Source organism: Pseudomonas sp. ASL8, from assembly GCF_056680355.1.
Window position 1 is genome coordinate 2,314,073 of record NZ_CM155278.1, and the last position, 21,222, is coordinate 2,335,294.

20 protein-coding genes are annotated in these 21,222 nt (G+C 59.7%); 7 read left to right on the plus strand and 13 right to left on the minus strand.

What is annotated here, in order from left to right; all coding sequences use genetic code 11:
• From ybeY to miaB, 3 genes are all read right to left on the minus strand, one after another.
• Complete coding sequence (gene ybeY / locus AC1MEA_RS10530) at window positions 1-501, minus strand: rRNA maturation RNase YbeY (RefSeq protein ID WP_480917717.1); 501 nt, start codon at window positions 499-501, stop codon at window positions 1-3.
• A complete protein-coding gene (locus tag AC1MEA_RS10535; protein ID WP_219062668.1) occupies window positions 494-1,516 on the minus strand; it encodes a PhoH family protein in 1,023 nt (340 codons plus the stop codon). Before AC1MEA_RS10535 ends, ybeY begins: the two co-directional genes overlap by 8 nt.
• Window positions 1,517-1,721: 205 nt before the next feature.
• Window positions 1,722-3,050 carry a tRNA (N6-isopentenyl adenosine(37)-C2)-methylthiotransferase MiaB gene (gene miaB / locus AC1MEA_RS10540; RefSeq protein ID WP_219062667.1) on the minus strand — a complete coding sequence of 443 codons (1,329 nt, stop codon included), beginning with the start codon at window positions 3,048-3,050 and terminating at the stop codon, window positions 1,722-1,724.
• Window positions 3,051-3,182: 132 nt separating this feature from the next.
• On the opposite strand from miaB, the gene AC1MEA_RS10545 reads away from it, so the two are divergent.
• Window positions 3,183-3,509 (plus strand): DUF1820 family protein, encoded by a 327-nt coding sequence (locus AC1MEA_RS10545; RefSeq protein ID WP_219062666.1) that lies wholly within the window; start codon window positions 3,183-3,185, stop codon window positions 3,507-3,509.
• Between the two features lie 35 nt (window positions 3,510-3,544).
• On the opposite strand, the gene AC1MEA_RS10550 is transcribed toward AC1MEA_RS10545, so the two are convergent.
• The 4 genes from AC1MEA_RS10550 to AC1MEA_RS10565 form a co-directional block, all read right to left on the minus strand.
• Window positions 3,545-4,093, minus strand: coding sequence for a tetratricopeptide repeat protein (locus AC1MEA_RS10550; protein WP_219062665.1), 549 nt, complete (start codon window positions 4,091-4,093; stop codon window positions 3,545-3,547).
• A gap of 285 nt (window positions 4,094-4,378) precedes the next feature.
• The gene (gene hemL, locus AC1MEA_RS10555; RefSeq protein WP_219062664.1) at window positions 4,379-5,662 is read right to left on the minus strand and encodes a glutamate-1-semialdehyde 2,1-aminomutase; all 1,284 of its coding nucleotides are present in this window, start codon (window positions 5,660-5,662) and stop codon (window positions 4,379-4,381) included.
• A gap of 42 nt (window positions 5,663-5,704) precedes the next feature.
• Window positions 5,705-6,331: a thiamine phosphate synthase gene (thiE, locus tag AC1MEA_RS10560; protein ID WP_219062663.1), complete on the minus strand. Its 627-nt coding sequence runs from the start codon at window positions 6,329-6,331 to the stop codon at window positions 5,705-5,707.
• Between the two features lie 41 nt (window positions 6,332-6,372).
• Window positions 6,373-7,170 (minus strand): hydroxymethylpyrimidine/phosphomethylpyrimidine kinase, encoded by a 798-nt coding sequence (locus tag AC1MEA_RS10565; RefSeq protein ID WP_480917720.1) that lies wholly within the window; start codon window positions 7,168-7,170, stop codon window positions 6,373-6,375.
• A 411-nt stretch (window positions 7,171-7,581) separates the two neighbouring features.
• Here AC1MEA_RS10565 and AC1MEA_RS10570 point away from each other — a divergent pair, with 411 nt between their 5' ends.
• From AC1MEA_RS10570 to AC1MEA_RS10585, 4 genes are all read left to right on the plus strand, one after another.
• Window positions 7,582-9,570 carry a sensor histidine kinase gene (locus tag AC1MEA_RS10570; protein WP_480917721.1) on the plus strand — a complete coding sequence of 663 codons (1,989 nt, stop codon included), beginning with the start codon at window positions 7,582-7,584 and terminating at the stop codon, window positions 9,568-9,570.
• Window positions 9,571-9,707: 137 nt separating this feature from the next.
• On the plus strand, window positions 9,708-11,357 hold the full coding sequence (locus AC1MEA_RS10575; protein ID WP_480917722.1) for an acyl-CoA dehydrogenase family protein: 1,650 nt from the start codon (window positions 9,708-9,710) through the stop codon (window positions 11,355-11,357).
• Window positions 11,358-11,458: 101 nt separating this feature from the next.
• A complete protein-coding gene (amn, locus tag AC1MEA_RS10580; RefSeq protein ID WP_374028662.1) occupies window positions 11,459-12,931 on the plus strand; it encodes an AMP nucleosidase in 1,473 nt (490 codons plus the stop codon).
• Between the two features lie 140 nt (window positions 12,932-13,071).
• Window positions 13,072-13,638, plus strand: coding sequence for an rRNA large subunit pseudouridine synthase E (locus tag AC1MEA_RS10585; RefSeq protein ID WP_219062815.1), 567 nt, complete (start codon window positions 13,072-13,074; stop codon window positions 13,636-13,638).
• Window positions 13,639-13,668: 30 nt separating this feature from the next.
• Here AC1MEA_RS10585 and AC1MEA_RS10590 read toward each other — a convergent pair whose 3' ends face one another.
• From AC1MEA_RS10590 to AC1MEA_RS10600, 3 genes are all read right to left on the minus strand, one after another.
• Window positions 13,669-13,869, minus strand: a complete 201-nt coding sequence (locus tag AC1MEA_RS10590) for a DUF2788 domain-containing protein (RefSeq protein ID WP_219062813.1) — start codon at window positions 13,867-13,869, stop codon at window positions 13,669-13,671.
• 74 nt (window positions 13,870-13,943) lie between these two features.
• A complete protein-coding gene (locus AC1MEA_RS10595) occupies window positions 13,944-14,423 on the minus strand; it encodes an Lrp/AsnC family transcriptional regulator (RefSeq protein WP_219062658.1) in 480 nt (159 codons plus the stop codon).
• A 522-nt stretch (window positions 14,424-14,945) separates the two neighbouring features.
• On the minus strand, window positions 14,946-15,332 hold the full coding sequence (locus AC1MEA_RS10600) for a hypothetical protein (RefSeq protein ID WP_480917725.1): 387 nt from the start codon (window positions 15,330-15,332) through the stop codon (window positions 14,946-14,948).
• Between AC1MEA_RS10600 and AC1MEA_RS10605 the strand changes: the two genes are divergently transcribed.
• On the plus strand, window positions 15,294-16,112 hold the full coding sequence (locus AC1MEA_RS10605; protein ID WP_480917726.1) for a DUF6515 family protein: 819 nt from the start codon (window positions 15,294-15,296) through the stop codon (window positions 16,110-16,112). The genes AC1MEA_RS10600 and AC1MEA_RS10605 overlap by 39 nt on opposite strands.
• Here AC1MEA_RS10605 and AC1MEA_RS10610 read toward each other — a convergent pair.
• Both AC1MEA_RS10610 and AC1MEA_RS10615 read right to left on the minus strand, forming a co-directional pair.
• On the minus strand, window positions 16,109-16,999 hold the full coding sequence (locus tag AC1MEA_RS10610) for a cation diffusion facilitator family transporter (protein ID WP_219062656.1): 891 nt from the start codon (window positions 16,997-16,999) through the stop codon (window positions 16,109-16,111). The two genes, AC1MEA_RS10605 and AC1MEA_RS10610, sit on opposite strands and share 4 nt — an antisense overlap.
• A 14-nt stretch (window positions 17,000-17,013) precedes the next feature.
• On the minus strand, window positions 17,014-17,433 hold the full coding sequence (locus AC1MEA_RS10615; RefSeq protein ID WP_219062655.1) for a polyribonucleotide nucleotidyltransferase: 420 nt from the start codon (window positions 17,431-17,433) through the stop codon (window positions 17,014-17,016).
• 123 nt (window positions 17,434-17,556) lie between these two features.
• Here AC1MEA_RS10615 and hrpB point away from each other — a divergent pair, with 123 nt between their 5' ends.
• A complete protein-coding gene (hrpB, locus tag AC1MEA_RS10620) occupies window positions 17,557-20,100 on the plus strand; it encodes an ATP-dependent helicase HrpB (protein WP_480917727.1) in 2,544 nt (847 codons plus the stop codon).
• Window positions 20,101-20,122: 22 nt separating this feature from the next.
• On the opposite strand, the gene AC1MEA_RS10625 is transcribed toward hrpB, so the two are convergent.
• Complete coding sequence (locus tag AC1MEA_RS10625; RefSeq protein WP_480917729.1) at window positions 20,123-21,205, minus strand: endonuclease/exonuclease/phosphatase family protein; 1,083 nt, start codon at window positions 21,203-21,205, stop codon at window positions 20,123-20,125.
• Between the last annotated feature and the right edge of the window lie 17 nt (window positions 21,206-21,222).

Consider the following 21,222-nt stretch of genomic DNA (forward strand, 5'->3'; position numbering starts at 1 on the left):
TTACTCGTGGTCCTTGCTGGTTGTCTCTGGATGATGATGGTCAGCGGTTTCGTCGTCGGCATAAGGATCGGGGTAGCCCAGTTCCTCAAGCAACGTTCGTTCCAGTGCTTCCATTTCTTCGGCTTCGGCATCGTCTATGTGGTCGTAACCCAGCAGATGCAGGCAGCCATGAATGACGAGATGCGCCCAATGGGCATCGAGTGTCTTGCCCTGTTCGGCGGCTTCGCGAACCACCACTGGCACACAAATCACCAGATCGCCGAGCAGCGGAATATCCAGGAACTCATCAGGCACGTCGGCGGGAAAGGACAGCACGTTGGTCGCGTAGTCCTTGTGGCGCCAGGTGTGATTGAGTTCGCGGCCTTCAGCTTCGTCGACCAGGCGAATGGTCAGCTCCGAATCAGCGCTGCGTTGACGTAACGCCAGTTCGCACCATTGGCGGAACTGGGTTTCGTTGGGGGCGGGCGCTTCACTGGCAAGTTGCAGGTCCAGCTCAAGCATCGCGGCGGTTGTCCCTGTTGGAGGAGGCTCTGGCCGGCGGCTCGTCGCTGAAGCGATCTTCGAAGCGCTCATAGGCCTCGACAATGCGCTGCACCAACGGGTGGCGTACCACATCCTTGGGCTTGAAGTGGGTGAAGCTGATGCCTGGCACGTCTTTCAATACGTCGATGACATGGTTCAGACCCGACTTGGTGCCCTTGGGCAAGTCGACCTGAGTGATGTCGCCGGTGATGACGGCCGTGGAGCCGAAGCCGATGCGGGTCAGGAACATCTTCATCTGTTCGACGGTGGTGTTCTGGCTTTCGTCGAGAATGATGAAGCAGTTATTGAGTGTGCGACCGCGCATATAGGCCAGCGGTGCAACTTCGATCACCTGACGTTCGATCAGCTTGGCGACATATTCGAAGCCGAGCATTTCATACAGCGCGTCATACAGCGGGCGCAGGTACGGGTCGATTTTCTGTGCCAGATCGCCGGGCAGGAAGCCGAGCTTTTCGCCCGCTTCGACCGCCGGGCGCACCAGCAGGATGCGTCGAATCTGCTCGCGCTCCAGTGCGTCCACCGCGCAGGCAACCGCAAGATACGTCTTGCCTGTACCCGCCGGGCCAATACCGAAGTTGATGTCGTTGCTCAGAATCTCTTTGACGTAACGCTGCTGATTCAAGCCGCGCGGGCGAATCATGCCCTTTTTCGTGCGCAAGGCTACGCCGACTTCGGCAGCAGGGTGGTTGTCCAGTTCGTCTACGCCCGATTCCTGGAGGAACAGGTGAACCATGTCTGGCGACAGATCCGTACCTTGGGTTTCCCGGTACAGACGGCGCAGCAGGTTTTCGGCAGAAGTGGTGTGTTTAAGTTCGCCAATCAATTCGAATTGATTACCGCGATTGCGGATTTCGATATCCAGGCGTTGTTCGATCAAGCGCAAATGCTCGTCGAGCTGCCCGCACAGATTTGCGAAGCGATGGGCCTCAAAAGGTTCGAGGATGAAACGATGAGGTGCTATGGGTGCGTTCAAGGTCGTTTATAGCCGCCCTATGGCAATGGAGATGGAATCAAGGATAACCCCGTAAATCTGTGTGGGAAAGCCTTCACTTACTAATGGTGGTTGGGGCGATTGGCTCGCACCGCAAAACTGTAGGAACGGGCTTGCCCGCGACCCGCTGCGAAGCAGTCGCGGACTCGTTGAACTCACCAGCGCCTACAAAGTTGTGTGCGTCGGCTTATTGCAACAATGACCCCCGCAGCGAGTGCGGCTGTGCGTCGTCGATATAGACGTCGGCGAACTGACCGATCAGCTTGGGATTGTCGCAGCGGAAGTTGACGATTCGATTATTCTCGGTGCGACCCTGCAACTCGCCGGGGTCTTTTTTCGAGTAATCGGTCACCAGGATTCGCTGAGTACTGCCCACCATCTGCCGGCTGATCTCGAAACCCTGCTGATTCAGGCGATGCTGCAAGGCGGCCAGGCGCTGCTTTTTCAGCGCTTCAGGGGTTTCATCTTTCAAGTCGGCCGCAGGCGTACCCGGTCGTGGGCTGTAGACGAAGGAGAACGAAAAGTCGAAACCCACGTCTTCGATCAGCTTCATGGTCTGCTCGAAATCTTTTTCGGTCTCGCCGGGGAAGCCGACGATGAAGTCCGAGCTGATGCTGATGCCCGGTACGGCGGCTCTCAGTTTGCGCAGCTTGGATTTGTATTCGAGGGTGGTGTGATTGCGCTTCATCGCCGACAGGATCCGGTCGGAACCCGATTGCACCGGCAAGTGCAGGTGTTTGACCAGTTCGGGCACTTCGGCGTGGGCCAGGATCAGGCTGTCGGAAAATTCCAGCGGGTGCGAGGTGGTGTAGCGAATACGGTCGATGCCGTCGATTGCCGCGACCACTCGGATCAACTCGGCCAGATCGGCCACGCGCCCGTCATGCGTCGCGCCGCGATAGCCGTTGACGTTCTGCCCCAGAAGCGTCACTTCGCGTACGCCGTTTTCGGCCAAGTGCATAACTTCGGCGACAACACCGTCGAACGGACGGCTGACTTCTTCGCCCCGGGTGTAGGGCACCACGCAGAAGGTGCAGTATTTGCTGCAACCTTCCATCACTGACACATAGGCGCTCGGTCCATCGACGCGAGGCTCGGGCAGGTGGTCGAATTTTTCGATTTCCGGGAACGACACATCGACCTGAGGCAGGCGTGTGGTGCGCGCGGCGTCGATCATTTCCGGCAAACGGTGCAGGGTCTGTGGGCCGAAGACCACGTCCACATAGGGTGCGCGATCACGAATCGCTGCGCCTTCCTGGCTGGCCACGCAACCGCCGACGGCGATCACCATGTCCGGTTTTGCCAGTTTCAGTTCACGCCAGCGGCCCAGCTGGGAGTAAACCCGGTCCTGAGCACGTTCGCGGATCGAGCAGGTATTGAGCAGGATGACGTCGGCATCTTCTGCGCGAGCAGTGACTTCCAGGGCTTGATGTTCGCCCAGCAGATCGACCATGCGCGAGCTGTCGTACTCGTTCATTTGGCAACCGTGGGTTTCGATATAAAGCTTCTTGGCCATGCGTGATCATCAGGTGATTCGAAGAACCGCACATTATAGTGGCGCCAGCCTCCGGTTCCTAGCGTTGCCTGTCCAGCGGACATGCTATAGTTTGCGCCCTCTTTTATATCCCCCGATTGTTACCCGCCCGTTATGACCAAACGTGATGCTCCAATTTACAAGGTGATTTTCCTCAACCAGGGCCAGGTGTTCGAAATGTACGCCAAGCAGATCTATCAAAGCGATTTGTGGGGCTTTCTGGAGGTGGAAGAGTTCGTCTTTGGTGAGCGCACGACCGTGGTCGTGGACCCGAGCGAAGAGAAACTCAAGGCTCAGTTCGAAGGTGTGGTGCGCAGTTTTGTGCCGATGCACTCGATTGTGCGCATCGATGAAGTCGAGCGCATGGGCACGCCGAAGATCAGCGAGGCCCGGGGCACCAGCAATGTCATGCCGTTCCCGATGCCGATGCCGGACAAGTAAGAGGCTGTTCAGGGTTCAAGGATTGAATCAGTGAATCAAGGTAATGGCGCGAACGGCGTACGACCTTCAGCCGATTGCAGCTCCAGCAGGTAATTGCGGAAAATCTGTCCCAGTACCTGAGTTGCGATTTCCAGCTCGTCGCGCTGCATCTGTGCAGATACTTCATCGGCCGTATCCAGCGCGTCCTCTGCACCATTGACCGCCGCCATCTTCAGCACGATATAAGCCTGAATGTTATTGGCTTGCACGCCTTCGCCCCGATAAAACATCAAACCCAGCCGATATTGCGCCTGGGCATGGCCTTGCAGCGAAGCCTGCTCGAAGTAGTTCAGTGCCTGGGTGAGATCACGCGGTGCGTTTTTGCCGTCGTAGTAAAACTCGCCCAACTCGAATTGTGCTTGTGCATCCCCGGTTTGCGCAGCTTTTTGGCATGCCGCCAACGCCTCAGGCAGATTGTCTGGCTGAGTATTGAGGGTGCAACGACCCACCGCTGGGATTAACAACGAGTTGCCGCCTGCATTCGCCAGCAGGGGATGAAGAAGCAACAGGCAGCCCAAAGCAAGGGCCCGGCCGGTGCGGTTCATGGGAATCGACTTGCCTCTGAAAAGGTGCGGGCGTACCCGTCCAGCGGAACGTGCTGGCGGCACATTATGAAATAAGCAGGGCCAACCTTACAAAGTCTTTACTGATTTTCTGCTGCGCGGGCTTGATGTGCCTGATTTTGCGAGGGAAAAGGCTGATCAAACCCCCATAAATCCCCTTGTAGGAGCGCGCTTGCCCGCGATCGACCGTGAAACGGTCGAAAACCGGTGTCAAGATTCTTCCAGAAAACCGCGTTTTGGCGGCTCCTACAGGAGATCGGCTGTGGCTTATTTCAATGCAGCAAACGCTTTTTCAGCAGCATCGAGGGTCAGTTGCAGTTCGGTGTCACCGTGGGCAATGGAGGTGAAGCCGGCTTCGAATGCGCTCGGTGCCAGGTACACGCCGCCTTCGAGCATCAGGTGGAAGAAGCGCTTGAAGCGGTCGGCATCGCTGGTCATCACGTCCTTGAAGGTGACGATGTCGTCTGCACCGCTGAAATACAAACCAAACATGCCGCCCGCCTGAGTGGTCACGAACGGAATGCCCGCAGCGTCGGCGCGTTGTTGCAGGCCATCGAGCAGGCGGCGGGTGAAGCTGCTCAGTTCGTCATGGAAGCCTGGACGGCTGATCAGGCGCAACGTCGTCAGGCCTGCGGCCATGGCCAGCGGGTTGCCCGACAGGGTGCCAGCCTGATAGACCGGGCCCAATGGCGCGATGTGCGACATGATTTCGCGCTTACCGCCAAAACAGCCGACCGGCATACCGCCACCGATGATCTTGCCGAAGGTGCTCAGGTCCGGCTTCACGCCGTAAAACGCTTGGGCACCGCCGAGTGCGACACGGAACCCGGTCATCACTTCGTCGAAAATCAGGACCACGCCATGTTTGTCGCAGAGCCTGCGCAGGCCTTCGAGGAAACCCGGCGCTGGCGGTACGCAGTTCATGTTGCCGGCGACTGGTTCAACGATGATGCACGCCACTTCCTGACCGACTTCGTTGAGCAGTTGCTCGACCGCGTCGATATCGTTGAAGGGTGCGGTCAGCGTGTGTTTGGCGAACGCAGCGGGAACGCCCGCCGAGCTTGGAACGCCTTGGGTCAGCGCGCCGGAACCGGCCTTGACCAACAGGCTATCGGAGTGACCGTGGTAGCAGCCTTCAAATTTGATGATGCTGTCGCGGCCAGTGAAACCTCGAGCCAGACGAATCGCGCTCATGGTCGCTTCGGTGCCGGAGCTGACCATGCGCACCATTTCCATCGACGGCACGATGGCGCAGACCAGATCGGCCATCTCGGTTTCCATGGCCGTTGGCGCACCGTAGGACAAGCCGTGTTCCAGTTGCTTGCGCACGGCATCGAGCACGTCCGGGTGGCTGTGGCCGAGAATCATCGGGCCCCAGGAGCCGACGTAATCCACATAACGCTTATCGTCTTCGTCGGTCACGTAGGCGCCGACAGCGTGCTTGAAGAACAACGGCGTGCCGCCCACGCTTTTGAAGGCACGAACCGGCGAGTTGACACCGCCTGGGATGTGTTTTTGGGCGTTGGCGAACAGGATTTCAGAACGGGACATGGTCGGGTCTCTATTTGAATCGGAAAAAGGTTTGAATCGGCGTCAGGCGGATTTAAACAAGGCGTTGAATGCGCGGGCGCGTCGGGTGACTTCCTGGGTGCTGTCCGCGCCGAACAGGCCGTGGACCACCGCCAGCAGGTCGGCACCGTGGGCCACCAGTGGCGCGGCATTCTCCAGGGTGATCCCGCCAATGACTGCAATCGGCAGATGGAGGCGGGCGCGAGCCTGGTCCAACAGATCGAGGGTCGCAGTGGGCGCGCCGGGTTTGGTGCTGGAATTGAAGAAGCGCCCAAACGCGACGTAGCTGGCGCCCTCGGCTTTGGCTTTTTCAGCCAGCTCCAGTTGGCCATGGCAGGTCGCGCCGATGATCGCCTTGTGCCGTAACAGGGCACGGGCGACCGGCATTGAGCCGTCAGTCTGGCCCAAGTGCACGCCGACGCCGAGGCGCGCGGCCAGCTCGGCATCATCGTTGATGATCAGTTTCGTGTTGTAGCGCTCGCACAGCCTGAGCAGGGTATCGGCTTCGCGCAAGCGACGGGTTTCGTCGGTGCTTTTGTCGCGGTACTGCAACAGGGTGACGCCGCCCTCAAGGGCGGCCTCGACGTAAGACAGGAACTTGCCAGCCAGCAGTTGGCTGTCGGTAATGGCGTACAAGCCACGTAGTTTCATCGGTCAAACCTCATGGCGCGGCGTTACGGGCAAACAGGGTCTTACGAGCAAAAATCAAGGGGCAGACGGCGCGGCACGTATTGGCCTTTGCCCAACTGCTCGGCATCGCGCAACGTGCGCCAAGTATAGTTGAGCGCCGTTTGCACCGCGCTCACCAGATTTTCCCCCAATGCCAGGCGTCCGGCCAGTGCACTCGCCAATGTGCAGCCAGAACCGTGGTAGCTGCCGGGCAGGCGTTGGCAGGTGAACGTACGGGTTTCGCCGTTGCGGATGTACAGGCGATTGTGGATAAGTTCTTCGTCGCCGTGACCGCCGGTGATCAGCAGGTGCTGGCAAAAGGGCAGAAGCTTTTCCGCGCATTCGTCGGCGGTGCCTTCGGGCAGTTCGGCAAGGATGCGCGCTTCAGGCAAGTTCGGGGTCGCGATGGTGGCCAGTGGCAGCAGTCGTTCGCGCATGGCGTAACCGACTTCGTCCTTGCCCAGGCGACCGCCACCGCCAGCACGCAGCACCGGGTCGCAGACCAGGGGCAAATGCGGATGCGCCAGGAGCAGCCCGACAACGGTGTCGACCATTTCCAGCGAGCCGAGCATGCCCAGCTTGACGGCGGCCACGGTCGAGTCGTTGAGCACGGCGTTGGCTTGTGCCAATACCCACTCGCGGTCCAGGACCCGGAAATCGCTGACATTGACGGTGTCTTGCACGGTCAGGGCGGTGATTGCCGGTGCGGCATGGCAGCCTTGAGCGAGAAGGGCTTCGATATCTGCCTGCAGGCCGGCACCACCACTAGGATCGTGGCCGGAGAGACAGAGGACAACGGGGCGGGAGCTATAGGTATTCATGGTGCGCGAGCTTACCACCAAACTTTTTCCGGAGCCGCTAGCCGGTGTCGGATTTTTCATACAACTGAACGGCCCCGTCGCTTGTTTGAAGGGCTCGAACACGTCGACGGTTACTCGAGAGTTCTTCTGAAAGGCCCGGAATAGAGCCTTCCGTTTAACTAAAAGAGTGGTGTCTCATGGCCATTCACCGCTATGCTCACGCCATCCTTACCGAGGCAACAGTGCCTGGCCGGCGCTTCAGTTGCCGAGAACTAAGCAAATTTGCAAAAAACACGGTCTCACGCACAATGGACAGCCGGCGTGAAACCGGGCCTTGACGTGTTCAATACTAATAACAGGACCTGCAGGTTGACGGTGTCTCACAGGGAGAGGGGGCTTTGCGATCAGCCGGACAGGCCATGCTGGGGTTGTATGCGCTATTTGCTGATAATGCTGGTCGCCTGGGTGCCTCTTTTTGCCAGCGCCATCGAATTTGACGAGGATACCGGCACCTTGCCTTTAGGGCGGGCGGTGCAGGTGTTCGAAGACGTAACGGGTGAGGCGACCATCGATCAGGTCAGCGCTCCGGCCACGGCTGCGCTCTTTCGTGCGCTGAACGCCGACACCCTCAACGCGGGTTATTCACGTTCGGCGTTCTGGCTGAAGCTGGACCTGCAGTTTCGCCCGAAACGTCCAGACGTTCAGCGGGATTGGCTGCTGGAATTGGCCTATCCACCCATGGACCACGTCGATCTCTTCACCGCCGACGCCTCCGGTCGCTTTCGGGTGGCTTGGCAGACCGGGGATATGCTGCCTTTTTCCAGTCGCCAGATTGAACAGAACAATTACCTCTTTGCCCTCGACCTGCCGGCCAATCAAGTGCAGACGGTGTACCTGCGCCTGACCAGCCAAGGCTCGATCCAGGCGCCACTCGCCCTCTGGTCCAGCCACGCCTATATCGAAGCGCAACCTGCGCGCATCTACGTGCTGGGTCTGATTTACGGCATGTTGCTGGGGATGCTGGTCTACAACCTGTTCATTTACCTCAGCGTGCGTGACACCAGTTACCTGTACTACATCCTTTATATCGCCTCGTTCGGGCTGTATCAGATCTCGGTGAACGGCGCGGGCATCGAGTTCTTGTGGCCGAACAATCCGTGGTGGGCGAATGCGGCAACCCCGTTTCTGGTGGGCGCGTCGGTGTTATTCGCCAGTCAGTTCTCTCGGCACTTTTTACAGACGCCCACCTGGGGCCGTTGGCTTGATCGCTTGCTCGTGTTGATGATGGCTTCTGCTGCGGTGGTCATGGTCCTGGCAGTGGCTGCCGGCTACGGTTTGGCGCTACGACTGGCAACGGGATTGGTGCTGCTGTTTACCCTGGTGATGGTCGCCACCGGCATCACGGCCTGGCTGCACGGGTTGCGCGTTGCGCGCTACTTCGTCATTGCCTGGTCGGTGTTTCTCACCGGAGGCCTGATCAATGCGTTCATGCTGCTCGGCTACTTGCCCAATAACTTCCTGACCATGTATTCCAGTCAGATCGGCTCGGTACTGGAAGTGGCGCTGCTGTCGCTGGCCTTGGCTGACCGAATCAACTTGATGCGCGATCAACAAGCGCAAACCCTCCTTGAGGCGGGGCAAAGCCTCGAACGTTTGAATCAGCAGTTGGCTACCAGTAACCGCTTGAAGGACGAGTTTCTTGCCACGCTCACCCACGAGCTGCGTACCCCAATGAATGGGGTGATCGGTTCGTTGGAGTTGATGCGCACGGTGCCGATGGACAGCGAACTGACGTTCTACCAACAGACCGCTGCCGACTCTGCCCAGGACATGATGGGCATGATCAATGGCATTTTGACGTTGACTGAATTGCAGGCCGGCAGGCTTGGCGCGGTGAATAGCCCCTTCAGTTTGCGTCAACTGCTCGCCAGCGTGCACGGCAGGTACGCCAGCCTGGCAGAGGACAGACACCTGGATTTCGCCATTGAGCTGGATGAGAAGCTGCCTGATAACGTGCTCGGCGATGTCGGCAAATTGCAGCAATGCGTCGGGTGCCTGCTGGATAACGCGATAAAATTCACCAAGACCGGGGCGATCATGGTTCGGGTGACGGGTCAGTCAGACGATGTGGCAACCCTGCGTTTGTTGATTGAAGTGATCGACACCGGCATTGGTTTTCATCGGCTGGATGAGGCGACCTTGTATCAGACATTTTTCCAGGTCGACGGCTCCATGACCCGTGAATACGGTGGCTTGGGCATTGGTCTGGCGATCTGCCGACAATTGGTTGAGCGGATGGGCGGCCGTTTGAGTCATGAATCCGAGCCGGGGCGGGGCAGTTGCTTCAGGCTCCGGCTTGAACTTCAGCGCGAAGCCGAAACGTCGCAATGCGGATCAATGGTCAGTCACGGCCCATGGTGAGTGGGTTGAGATGAATTGCAGGGTGAAAGCGCCGGTATTTAGTCGGATATGTCACTTTTTATAGGGTTGTGTGCGTGATTCACTGAGTTTTATGGGCGTGTCCTTTGGTACGTCCGCGAAGACAGGAGCGCTCAGGAATGAACCTGCATCAGTTCGCCGAGACCCATGAGGTCACCAACCAGCCGCCTTCACTGGACGGCATCAATTTGTACCGCATCGACCTGCCCCTGCAAGAGTGGTCGCATCGTTACGGTGCCGGTTGGGCGCAGTCGAGGATCGACACCTACGGCGCGCTGGCCGGGGGACCGCTGATGGCGGCCGGGTTCCTCGCCAATCAGAACAAACCGGTGTTCGTCAGCCATGACCGCTACGGAAATCGCATCGATCTGGTGGAGTTTCATCCGGCTTATCACGAACTGATGCGCACGGCGGTCGAGCATGGATTGCCGTCCCTGCCCTGGACCGATCCGCAACCTGGGGCTCACGTCGCACGTGCGGCCATGAGTTACCTGCACAGTCAGGCTGAAGCGGGCAGTGGCTGTCCGTTGACCATGACGTTTGCCAGCGTACCAGCGCTGAAAATCCAGCCTGATCTGGCTGAGATCTGGTTGCCAAAAATCCTTGCCACCGAATACGACCCGCGCAATGTCGGCATCAGCCACAAGGCGGGTGTGACCATCGGCATGGCGATGACCGAGAAACAGGGCGGCACCGATGTGCGCGCCAACACCACGCGGGCCTATCCGGTCGGTGCGACGGGGCCGGGTCAGGCGTATGAGTTGGTTGGGCATAAGTGGTTCTGCTCGGCGCCGATGTGCGATGCGTTTCTGACGTTGGCGCAAACTGATAAAGGACTGACCTGCTTCTTGCTGCCGCGCCATCGCCCGGACGACAGCCGCAATCAGTTCTACGTCCAGCGCCTGAAAAACAAGCTGGGCAACTGGTCCAACGCCTCCAGCGAAGTCGAGTTCCGAGGCGCGCTCGCCTGGATGGTCGGTGAAGAAGGGCGCGGCGTACCCACCATTATCGAAATGGTGGCCATGACCCGTTTCGATTGCATGGTCGGCTCCAGCGCCCTGATGCGCCAGGCCCTGACTCAGGCGGCGCACCACTGCGCGCATCGCAGCGTTGGCGGGCGAGTGCTCAGCGAGCAGCCGTTGATGCAAAACGTACTGGCCGATCTGGCGCTGGAAAGCGAAGCGGCGTTGGCGCTGACGATGCGCATGGGGCGCGCGCTGGACCATCTGCAAGACTCGCAAGAAGGGCGCTTCGCCCGTTTGGTCACGGCCGTGGGCAAATACTGGATCTGCAAGCGCGCCCCGGCAATGATCAACGAAGCAGCCGAATGCATGGGCGGCGCCGGTTATGTCGAAGAGACCATTTTGCCGCGCCTGTACCGTGAGGCGCCGGTCAACTCGACGTGGGAAGGCTCTGGCAATGTGCAATGCCTGGACGTCCTGCGCGCGCTGTCCAAGGAGCCCGGCGTGCTGGATGCGTTGTTCGACGAGCTGGGCGATGGCCACGGCGACAAACGGTTGGCTGCGCACATCGTGCACCTTAAAGCGGCGTTCAAGGACACCACTGACATCCAGTACCGCGCACGACAATTAACTGAAGACATCGCCATAGGGCTGCAAGCCAAGCTCTTGCTGGAAGCCGGCAATGCCAGCGTCAGCGACGGGTTCATCGCCAGCCGACTGGCAGCCTCGGGCCGGGTGTATGGCACGTTGCCGCGAGGGGTTGATGTCGAGGAGCTGGTGGCAAGGTCGTCGCCGCAGGTGGGGTGATCCTGCGTGGTCCCTGCAGGGCTCAGCGTGTTGTCCATAAAAGCCCTTAGTGCCTTCGTCCGGCGATGCAGGCAAGATACAAGCCTGCAAGATCAGACAGGATGCGTACCGTGACCGAAGCTTTTATTGTCGTTGAAACCGCCGAGCAAGCCGTGGACCGGCTTGCTGTACTGCATGAGCGCGCAACCAGCGCGCTGAGTCAGGCGCTCAAGCGCTATCTCAAAGATCGGGTCGAGCCGGATGCGGCTGAGCGTGAACTGTTCCACTACCCGGAATTGCGCCTGACGTATCTGTGCCAGGGCGAAGTGCCACTGACGACTCGGGCCTACGCCAAGGTCCAGTTGCCGGGCACCTACAGTGTCACCGTGACCCATCCGTCGGCGTTTCGTAACTACTTGCTCGAGCAATTGGTGCCGTTGATGAACGACTTCACCATCACGGTGGAAGTGGGCGTCAGCGAGCAGAACATTCCTTATCCGTACGTGGTCGAGCAGGGCGATGAACTGGCCGGCTCCGGCGTCACTGCTGCGGCGCTGGCGCGGGTATTCCCGAGTACTGACTTGTCCGCTGCAACTGATGGTATTGCCGACGGTCTGTACGACTGGGCCAACACCGACCCGCTGCCCCTGGCGTTGTTCGATGCCGCGCGGGTGGACTTTTCCCTGCGCCGACTGGTGCATTACACCGGCAGCGACTGGCGTCATGTGCAGCCGTGGATTCTGCTGACCAACTACCACCGCTATGTCGATCAGTTCATCGTCCATGGCCTGGAAAAACTGCGTGATGACCCGCGCTTCGTGCGCATGGTCTTGCCAGGCAACGTGGTCGTCGACAAAAGCATGGATCACGGCGAGGCGCAGGCCATCGTCGCTGGCGTGGTCTGGCACCGCTACCAGATGCCGGCCTATCACTTGATCGCGACCGACGGTCATGGCGTAACCCTGGTCAACATCGGCGTCGGCCCGTCCAACGCCAAGAACATCACTGACCACTTGGCCGTACTGCGCCCGCATTGCTGGTTGATGATCGGTCACTGCGGCGGCTTGCGCCAATCGCAGACCATCGGCGACTACGTGCTGGCTCATGCGTATATGCGCCGCGACGGCATTCTCGACCGGGTCTTGCCGCCGAATATTCCGATTCCGGCCTTGGCCGAAGTACAGCTCGCGTTACATGAAGCCGCAGCACAAGTCACCGGCGAGCGCGGCGATGAGCTGAAAAAACGTCTGCGTACCGGCACCGTGTTGACCTACGACGACCGTAACTGGGAATTGCGCTGGGCTCAGGAACGGCCGCTGATCAACCTGTCGCGGGCCGTCGCGGTGGATATGGAAAGCGGCACCATCGCCGCCCAGGGTTATCGCTTGCGGGTACCTTACGGCACGTTGCTTTGCGTTTCGGACAAGCCCTTGCACAGCGAAATCAAGCTGCCCGGCTCGGCCAACGCATTCTACGAGCGCGCGGTCAGTCAGCATCTGAAAATTGGTATCGCCGCAGTCGACCTGCTGCGTACCCAACTCAACTCGCTGCACTCGCGCAAACTGCGCAGCTTTGATGAGCCACCGTTCCGTTAATTGATCGGTTGGGTTAGTCATTTACGCGAAGGGCCACTAAAGTGGCCCTTTCTGTTTTCGAATATTGAATCGTCATGCCCCGCACCCAACGTCCAGTGTCCCGCCGTCCTGCCGCCAACAACTCAGGGAATACCCGGCGCGTGGCCAAAGCCCCGCCCGCCGAACCCAAGCTGATCCTGTTCAACAAGCCGTTTGATGTGCTGACGCAATTCAGTGACGGAGAAGGGCGGGCGACACTCAAGGACTTCATCTCGATCCCGGGCGTGTACCCGGCTGGGCGACTGGACCGTGACAGCGAAGGCTTGTTGCTGCTGACCAACGACGGTCAGCTACAGGCGCGAATTGCCGATCCCAAACACAAGCTGCCAAAGACCTATTGGGTCCAGGTCGAAGGCGTGCCGACGGCTGAGCAGTTGCAGCGTTTGCGTGAGGGTGTCGAACTGAACGATGGCCCGACCTTGCCTGCGCAAGCGCGGCAACTGGACGAGCCTGAGCTTTGGCCGCGCAATCCGCCGGTGCGCTTTCGTCAGAGCATACCGACCAGTTGGCTGGAGCTGGTGATCAAGGAAGGCCGCAACCGCCAGGTTCGACGCATGACCGCGGCAGTCGGCTTGCCAACCCTGCGATTGGTGCGCGTGCGCATCGGCGACTGGACTATAGAAGGGCTGGATCAAGGGCAGTGGCGGGAAGTGCCGGCGTCGCTCTGAGACGTGGTTTGTTGCTGCTCGACTGTCCGGTCAGGCTTCAATAAACGCGATCACAACGCTTTTGACCACGAAGGCGAAGATACCCAGCCCGAGTGCGAAGAACAGAATAAAGGTGCCGAACTTGCCAGCCTTGGACTTCTTCGCCAGATCCCAGACGATGAAACCCATGAAGCCGACCAGGATGGTGACCAGAATCGTCATCATCCACTCTTCAAATAGCGCAGGATCGATATCCATCATTAATCTCCAACCGGATGGCAATGGGGCGGCGATTATACGGGAAAGTCCGGGGCGCTGCGTGAGGCTTAACCGCGCAGGTGCGTCAACGGTAGTTCCGTACTGGCCAGCACTTGATTGAGTACAAAGCTCGAACGCACGCTGGTGACGCCGTCGATACGGGTCAGATGGCCCAGCAGCAGTTTCTGATAATGATCCATGTCTGGCACTACGACTTTCAGCTGATAGTCAGCGTCCATCCCGGTCACCAGACTGCATTCAAGCACTTGGGGCAGGGTACGAATCTGCTGCTCGAAATGCTCGAAACGCTCGGGCGTGTGTCGATCCATGCCGATCAGTACGTAAGCGGTCAGGTTCAGGCCCAGCTTTTTGCGGTCCAGCAGCGCAACCTGGCGGGAAATATAGCCGTCATCTTCCAGCTGTTTGACCCGTCGTGAGCAAGGTGACGGCGACAAGCCGATGCGCTCGGCCAATTCCTGGTTGGAGATGCGTGCGTCACGTTGCAGCTCAGCCAATATATTCAGGTCATATCTGTCGAGTTTGCTCACTAAATGCCCCTTTATGATATCTATTGCGCTGAATTATCTATCTGAAGTTAAAAATTGCGCAAGTCATGTTTTATTGAGCAATATTCGCAATCCTCTGCTGCTGCCTCAGGCCTATTCTTAACACCAGAATCACTGCCCGGACATAGCGTCCAGCGCGGCTCTCCGAATCAGGTCAGCCGCGGCCGCCAACCCCACAGGGTTGGGCAGGCCCCCGGGCTACACACTGTCCAGAAGACGGCGTGAGGTGAGCCAACGTCAAAAGCGTTGAGCACGGACGAAATTCCCGAAGGGGGCCATCACTGGCTCCCTTTTTTATTGTGCGTGACCTTTAACTAAAAGCGCCCGTCACGTGTCGAATGGGCTGTTAAAGTGCTGCTCCTGGCGCATCCAAAAAGCAGTTTTATCAATGGGCATTTGCACCATAGTGAGGAAAGCATGAAATCGCGCATCTGGCGTTTGGCAGGTGTAAGTTTGCTGTGTTTGAGTGTCAACGCTCAGGTGCTGGCGGACGAACGAAATGATTCAGGGCCGAACCAAAACGGTAACGGCCGTAACGGCGATAATCATGAGCGTCCGGGCAATTCGGGCCAGGGCCGTCAAGAATCCGGGCAAGAGCAGCGTCAGCAGCAAGACCAACAACGTCAGCAGCAGGGGCAGCAGCAACAGCGCCAGCAGCAAGATCAGCAACGTCAGCAGCAGGGGCAGCAACAACAACGTCAGCAGCAAGACCAGCAACGTCAGCAGCAGGCGCAGCAGCAACAGCGTCAGCAGCAAGATCAGCAACGTCAGCAGCAGGTGCAAGAGCAACAGCGCCAGCAGCAGGGGCAGCAACAACAACGTCAGCAGCAAGACCAGCAACGTCAGCAGCAGGTGCAGCAGCAACAGCGCCAGCAGCAAGAGCAACAGCATCAGCAGGATCAACAGCGTCAGCAGCAACAGCGCCTGCCGATCCAGAGTCGCCCCGACGAGGTGCGGCAAACCCAGCAACCGCGTCAGGGCTATTACCAGGACAATCCTCGTCAGGGCAATTCAAACCAGAATCAACACTGGCAGAGCGGCAACTCGCCGCGTCCCGGTGGTGGCGACGGTCGACCTGGCAATGACCACTGGCAAGGCCGGCCCGATGGGCATGGCAACGGTTGGGGCCCAGGCCCGCAGTACCGTCCCGGCTATGAGATTAACCGCATGCCCAGCAGCCATTCGCGCATTGGCTGGCGTGGACAGGATTACTTTTACTCCGGTGGTTACTGGTATCGCCCACAAGGCCCACGCTACGTGATAGTGGCGCCGCCCTACGGGATTCGTGTGCGCAGCTTGCCGTCGTTTTCGCAGGAAGTCTGGTTGGGCAGCACATTGTTCTTCCTCGCCGCCGGCACCTATTACCTGTATCAAGCGGAGACTCAGGACTACGTTGTCGCCACCCCGCCGCAAGGTGTCGAGCCCATCTATGCCCCAGGTCCGCCACAGCAGCAGGTGCAAGCCAACGGCTATGATCCCGTGGCTTACCCCGCCAACGGTCAAGGTCCTGAGCAGCAACAGCAGGATATGTACGACTGCCATATGTGGGGCGTGAACCAAAGCGGCTTTGACCCGGCAGCCGCAGCCTATGCGCCTCCGGCCTCGGTTGCGGACATCTACCGCCGTTCGATGGCTGCTTGCCTTGCAGGGCGCGGTTACAGCGTCAACTAAACGCTAGGTTCGAGCACTTCCCGTGGGTCGGCGTGCACCAGCACTTCGGCCTTCGGGAACTCTTCCTGGATGGCATCGGCCGCTCGGTCACACAGGGCGTGAGCGACGGACAGGGTCAAATGCCCTGGCAGCTCCAGGTGTAACTGAACGAACCAATGATTACCCGATATCCGGGTGCGTATGTCATGGGCGCCCAGTACGCCGGGCACGCTGCACGCCATGTCCAGCATGCGCTGGCTGACATCCGGCGGTAGTTCTTGATCCATGAGCACCGACACGGTTTCGCGGGCGATCTGGACTGCGCTCCACAAAATGTACACGGCGATTGCCAGACCGAAATACGCGTCCAGTTGCTGCCAGCCGAACAGGGCAAGGATCAGCGCCAGCAGGATGCTGGCGTTGAGCAGCAGGTCGGAACGGTAATGCAGCGAGTCGGCGCGGATGGCGGTCGAGCCGGTTTCGCGGATGACCTTGTGCTGCAGCATGAGCAGCGCCACCGTCAACACTATCGACAACACCATCACCGCAATCCCCAAACCCGGCGCCCCCAACGGCTCCGGGTGCAGGATTCGTTCGACCGCTTGATAGGCGATCAGCGCCGCACTCGTGGCGATGAACAACGCCTGGGCAATGCCTGATAGTGCTTCCGCCTTGCCGTGGCCATAACGGTGATCGTCATCGGCCGGACGCAACGCATAATGCACCGCCAGCAGATTGAGGAACGACGCCACGCCATCGAGCGCCGAGTCGGTCAACCCGGCCAGCAGGCTGATCGAGCCACTCAGCCACCAGGCAATGCCTTTGGTGACGATCAGGATGCTCGCGACAGCCAGTGAGGCACGGGTCGCCAGACGCAACAGGCGCGCGTGTTCGGGGAGGGTGGTCATGGTGCTTTCCTAAATCAGGCTGACGGTTGCAGGCCGTACATCGCCAGTTGTTGCACGCTGCCACGGTGCTGGATCAGGCGTGGGTCATTGAGCGGCAGGCTACGGCCCAGCTCTTTTTCTAGGATTGCTTGCAGCTTGCTGTTATCGACGCTGCCGTCAGCCTTGATCGCAGGTTGCAGCTTTTCAGGGGTGACCTGGGCAGTGCTGCCGCCGGGCAAATAGATAGCGCCGGTTGCAAAGTCGACGCCAAAGGCGATCAAGCCGGGAATGATGTAGAACAACAGGCCGATGGCATCAAGACCGATCACCAGGGGGTCGACCTTGCCGTCGATCTGGCCACGGCGATCGGGGAAGAAAATGCTGCCACAGGCGGTCATTTGGGTCAGTAAGGCAGCGACCAGAACGCCGCCGATAATGCGGGAAGGAATGCGCATAAAGATCTCCTGAATGATGGGGGTAACTATACAAGGCAAATGCTTCATGGCTAAGACTATTGCAGTCGTCCTTCGTGCGATGACGCTGGCCCCGTATAATCGGCAGCCTGTTCTGGAGCTGCCATGATTTCTCTGCCAATCGATGCTGTCCTGCCTGCCTTGCGCGATGCCTTGGCGGCGCGTCACGAAGCGGTGCTCGAAGCGCCTCCGGGCGCCGGTAAAACCACGCGTGTGCCTTTGGCGCTGTTGCAAGAACCGTGGCTGGCCGGGCAGACCATTCTGATGCTTGAGCCGCGACGGCTGGCAGCGCGAGCGGCGGCTGAGCGGTTGGCTTGGGAGCTGGGCGAAAAAGTCGGTGAAACCGTCGGCTACCGGATCCGTCTGGAAAGCAAAGTCGGTCCCACGACCCGAATCGAAGTGGTCACGGAAGGCATTCTCACCCGTCGCTTGCAGGACGATCCGGCGCTGGAAGGCGTCGGCCTGCTGATCTTCGATGAGTTCCACGAGCGCAGCTTGGATGCCGACCTCGCACTGGCCTTGAGCCTGAATGGACGAGGCCTGTTTCGGGACGAGCAACCGCTAAAGATCCTGTTGATGTCGGCGACGCTGGAAGGTGAGCGCCTGTCCAGTCTGCTGGGCGATGCGCCTGTTGTCCGCAGTGACGGGCGTATGTACCCGGTGGCGATGCGCTGGGGGCGAGCGTTTCAGACCGGTGAATTTATCGAGCCTCGGGTGGTGCAAACCGTACTCGACGCGCTGGGCGATGAGTCGGGTAGCGTGCTGGTATTCCTGCCGGGGCAGGCCGAGATTCGCCGGGTTAATCAACAATTGGCCGAGGCCCTGGGCGAGCGCCACGATATTTTGCTGTGTCCGTTGCACGGCGAGCTGGACTTGAATGCCCAGCGCGCGGCCATCGAGCCAGCGCCGAGTGGCACACGCAAAGTGGTGCTGGCGACCAATATCGCCGAGACCAGTCTTACTATTGATGGGGTGCGGGTGGTGATCGATGCCGGATTGGCGCGCGTGCCGCGTTTCGATCCCGGCAGCGGCATGACTCGCCTCGATACTCAGCGCATCTCCCGCGCCAGTGCGACCCAGCGCGCCGGGCGGGCGGGGCGACTGGAGCCGGGCGTGTGTTATCGGCTGTGGTCCGAAGCCCAGCACGATCAATTGGCCGCCTACGGCACGGCAGAAATTCTTCAGGCGGATCTGGCAGGGCTTGCCCTGCAACTGGCGCGCTGGGGCGTTACGCCGGCGCAACTGGTGTGGCTCGACCAGCCACCGGCGGCCGCCTTTGCGCAGGCCCAGGACCTGCTCGGTCGGCTGGGTGCGCTGAGCCAGAAATCGGGTGAGGACTGGAAACTCACCGGGCACGGCCAGGCCATGGCTGAGCTGCCGGCGCATCCACGCATTGCGCATTTACTGTTGCGCGGTCAGGCGCTGGGTCTGGGCGAGCTGGCCTGTGACGTGGCGGCCTTGCTCGGCGAGCGCGACATCTTGCGTGGCGGCGGCGCCGACTTGCACAGTCGACTGACCTTGCTGGCCGGCACCGAGCGCGCGGCCCGTGGTGCTCAGGGCGGTGTGCAGCGGGCGAAACAATTGGCCCGGCAGTACCGAAGTCTTTTGCAGCGACAGCAGCGTAGCGCGGCTAACACCCCCGTCAGCGATCCCGATCACCCACGCTGGCTGGGCGCCTTGCTGGCGCTGGCTTATCCGGATCGCGTGGCACAGCAGCGGCGTGCCGGGGGCGCTGAATATCGCCTGGCCAATGGTCGTGCCGCGTTGTTCGCGGAAGCCGATGCCTTGATGAAACAACCATGGCTGGTGGTCGCCGATCTCGGCAGTCGTCAGGGTCAGCGTGAAGAACGTATTTATCTGGCGGCGGAATTTGATCCGGCGCTCTTCGACTCAGTACTCGCAGAACAAGTGATTGCCCTCGATCATCTGGAGTGGGACGAGCGAGAAGGCGTGTTCCGTGCCGAGCGTCAGCGCAAGGTGGGCGAACTGATCCTCAGCCGCGAGCCACTGACGGGTCTCGACGAATCCGCCCGCAGTCAGGCGTTATTGGCACTGATTCGGCGTAAAGGACTGGAGCTGTTGCCGTGGACCCCCGAGCTGCGCCAATGGCAGGCGCGGGTGGCGCTGCTGCGTCAGCTGGATCTGGACAAACAGGCCGATAGCGAATGGCCGGATGTACGTGATGCAGCATTGCTCGCGAGCCTGGAACACTGGTTGCAACCGTATCTGGGCAAGGTGTCGCGCCTCAGTCATTTCGCCAACCTGGACCTGTCGTCGATCCTGCACAATGTGTTGCCGTGGCCGTTACCGCAGCGTCTCGATGAACTGGCGCCGCATCACTTGAGCGTGCCGTCGGGATCTTCAGTGCGTCTGGACTACAGCGAGCATCCACCGATTCTGGCGGTGCGTTTGCAAGAGCTGTTCGGCTTGGCCGAAACCCCGCGCATTGCGGGCGGCCGACAAATTATCAAACTGCACCTGCTGTCACCCGCGCGCCGCCCGGTGCAGGTGACTCAAGACCTGGCCAACTTCTGGCGCAGCACCTATGCCGAAGTGAAAAAGGACCTGAAGGGGCGTTACCCCAAACACTATTGGCCGGATGACCCGTTAGTGGCCGAAGCGACCGCGCGGATAAAACCCCGGAAGTGAGCCAGAAAGCCCCGATGCGGCCTTAAGGCAGCATCGGCAGGAGAAACCGCGCTATCACCGGAAAGTGATCAGAGATCAGCAGGGTGTCTTCTCCTCGCACCTGAGCGTCGATGCGCTTGAGTCGCGGGCTGTAGAAGAAGTAATCCACGGTCCGGTCCGGGCCGCTGATGCGTGGGTCGTTGGGGAAGTGGGTTAGCCATTTGCCGCGATCAATACCGCCGACTTCAGCGTTGCTCGGGATCATCGGGTACTTGTCCCACAGGCTGTGCAGCTCACTGTCTGGCATGTACTCACTGCGCAGTTCCGGGGCGAGCCGTTGGTATTGGCCCAGGGGCAACAGATTGAAATCGCCCCCGATCAACCACGGCGTGCCGCGACTCTCGAATTTATCCAGCAGTTTGCCGGTCGCCTCTATCTGGCGCTGCAGCGTGTCGTCGTTCGGGGTGAAGGTGTCCAGGTGCGTATTGATCACTGCCAGTTGTCCGCCATCTCGCAATGGCAGGTAGCTCACGAGCAGGGCGCGTTTGGGTTGGAACTGGCGATGGATCAGATTGGTCGAGGGTTGCGGCAGCTGGATGCGTTCTGTGTGTTCGATTTCGTAGCGGCTCAAGGTGGCCAGTTTCATCCCGACGCTGCCAAAGATATGCGGGCTCGGAATGAAGTCGGCCTTCCAGTAAAACGCCTCCGAACTGCAGGGGTACAGATCACTGAGCCGTTCTTGCATTAACGCCAGCTGGTTGTCGTAGTCAGTGTTCTTGGCGCCGTCGTTCACTTCTTGCAGGAGGATGATGTCTGGCTGTTCATCACGGATCACCCGGACCACTTCATCGAGGTTGTAGGCAGTGTCCTCCGGAGTAGGGCGATCATCCGGGCCGCTGCCGTCGGCCATGTCGTACCAGAACACATAACGCTTGCCGGCCAGGTACTGGATATTCCAGGTCATGACTTTCAGCGCCTGGCCGGGCACCAACACCGGTGCCGGGTTTTTACAACTGGCCTGCAGCGACTCGCGTGCGGCGGGATGCCAGGTCAGGGTGTAGATCAAAAGGCACATCAAGCCCATCGCCAACAGGCCAATCAAGGTGTAGCGCAATAAACGGGTCATCGGCTCAACTTAGAACG

What these genes read in the sequence shown, in the direction of transcription:
- ybeY (WP_480917717.1), bottom strand. Translation starts at nt 501, where the DNA reads ATGCTTGAGCTGGACCTGCAACTTGCCAGTGAAGCGCCCGCCCCCAAC.
- miaB (WP_219062667.1), bottom strand. Translation starts at nt 3,050, where the DNA reads ATGGCCAAGAAGCTTTATATCGAAACCCACGGTTGCCAAATGAACGAG.
- AC1MEA_RS10545 (WP_219062666.1), top strand. Translation starts at nt 3,183, where the DNA reads ATGACCAAACGTGATGCTCCAATTTACAAGGTGATTTTCCTCAACCAG.
- AC1MEA_RS10550 (WP_219062665.1), bottom strand. Translation starts at nt 4,093, where the DNA reads ATGAACCGCACCGGCCGGGCCCTTGCTTTGGGCTGCCTGTTGCTTCTT.
- hemL (WP_219062664.1), bottom strand. Translation starts at nt 5,662, where the DNA reads ATGTCCCGTTCTGAAATCCTGTTCGCCAACGCCCAAAAACACATCCCA.
- thiE (WP_219062663.1), bottom strand. Translation starts at nt 6,331, where the DNA reads ATGAAACTACGTGGCTTGTACGCCATTACCGACAGCCAACTGCTGGCT.
- AC1MEA_RS10565 (WP_480917720.1), bottom strand. Translation starts at nt 7,170, where the DNA reads ATGAATACCTATAGCTCCCGCCCCGTTGTCCTCTGTCTCTCCGGCCAC.
- AC1MEA_RS10570 (WP_480917721.1), top strand. Translation starts at nt 7,582, where the DNA reads ATGCGCTATTTGCTGATAATGCTGGTCGCCTGGGTGCCTCTTTTTGCC.
- AC1MEA_RS10575 (WP_480917722.1), top strand. Translation starts at nt 9,708, where the DNA reads ATGAACCTGCATCAGTTCGCCGAGACCCATGAGGTCACCAACCAGCCG.
- amn (WP_374028662.1), top strand. Translation starts at nt 11,459, where the DNA reads ATGCGTACCGTGACCGAAGCTTTTATTGTCGTTGAAACCGCCGAGCAA.
- AC1MEA_RS10600 (WP_480917725.1), bottom strand. Translation starts at nt 15,332, where the DNA reads ATGCTGTTGCTCTTGCTGCTGGCGCTGTTGCTGCTGCACCTGCTGCTG.
- AC1MEA_RS10610 (WP_219062656.1), bottom strand. Translation starts at nt 16,999, where the DNA reads ATGACCACCCTCCCCGAACACGCGCGCCTGTTGCGTCTGGCGACCCGT.
- AC1MEA_RS10615 (WP_219062655.1), bottom strand. Translation starts at nt 17,433, where the DNA reads ATGCGCATTCCTTCCCGCATTATCGGCGGCGTTCTGGTCGCTGCCTTA.
- hrpB (WP_480917727.1), top strand. Translation starts at nt 17,557, where the DNA reads ATGATTTCTCTGCCAATCGATGCTGTCCTGCCTGCCTTGCGCGATGCC.
- AC1MEA_RS10625 (WP_480917729.1), bottom strand. Translation starts at nt 21,205, where the DNA reads ATGACCCGTTTATTGCGCTACACCTTGATTGGCCTGTTGGCGATGGGC.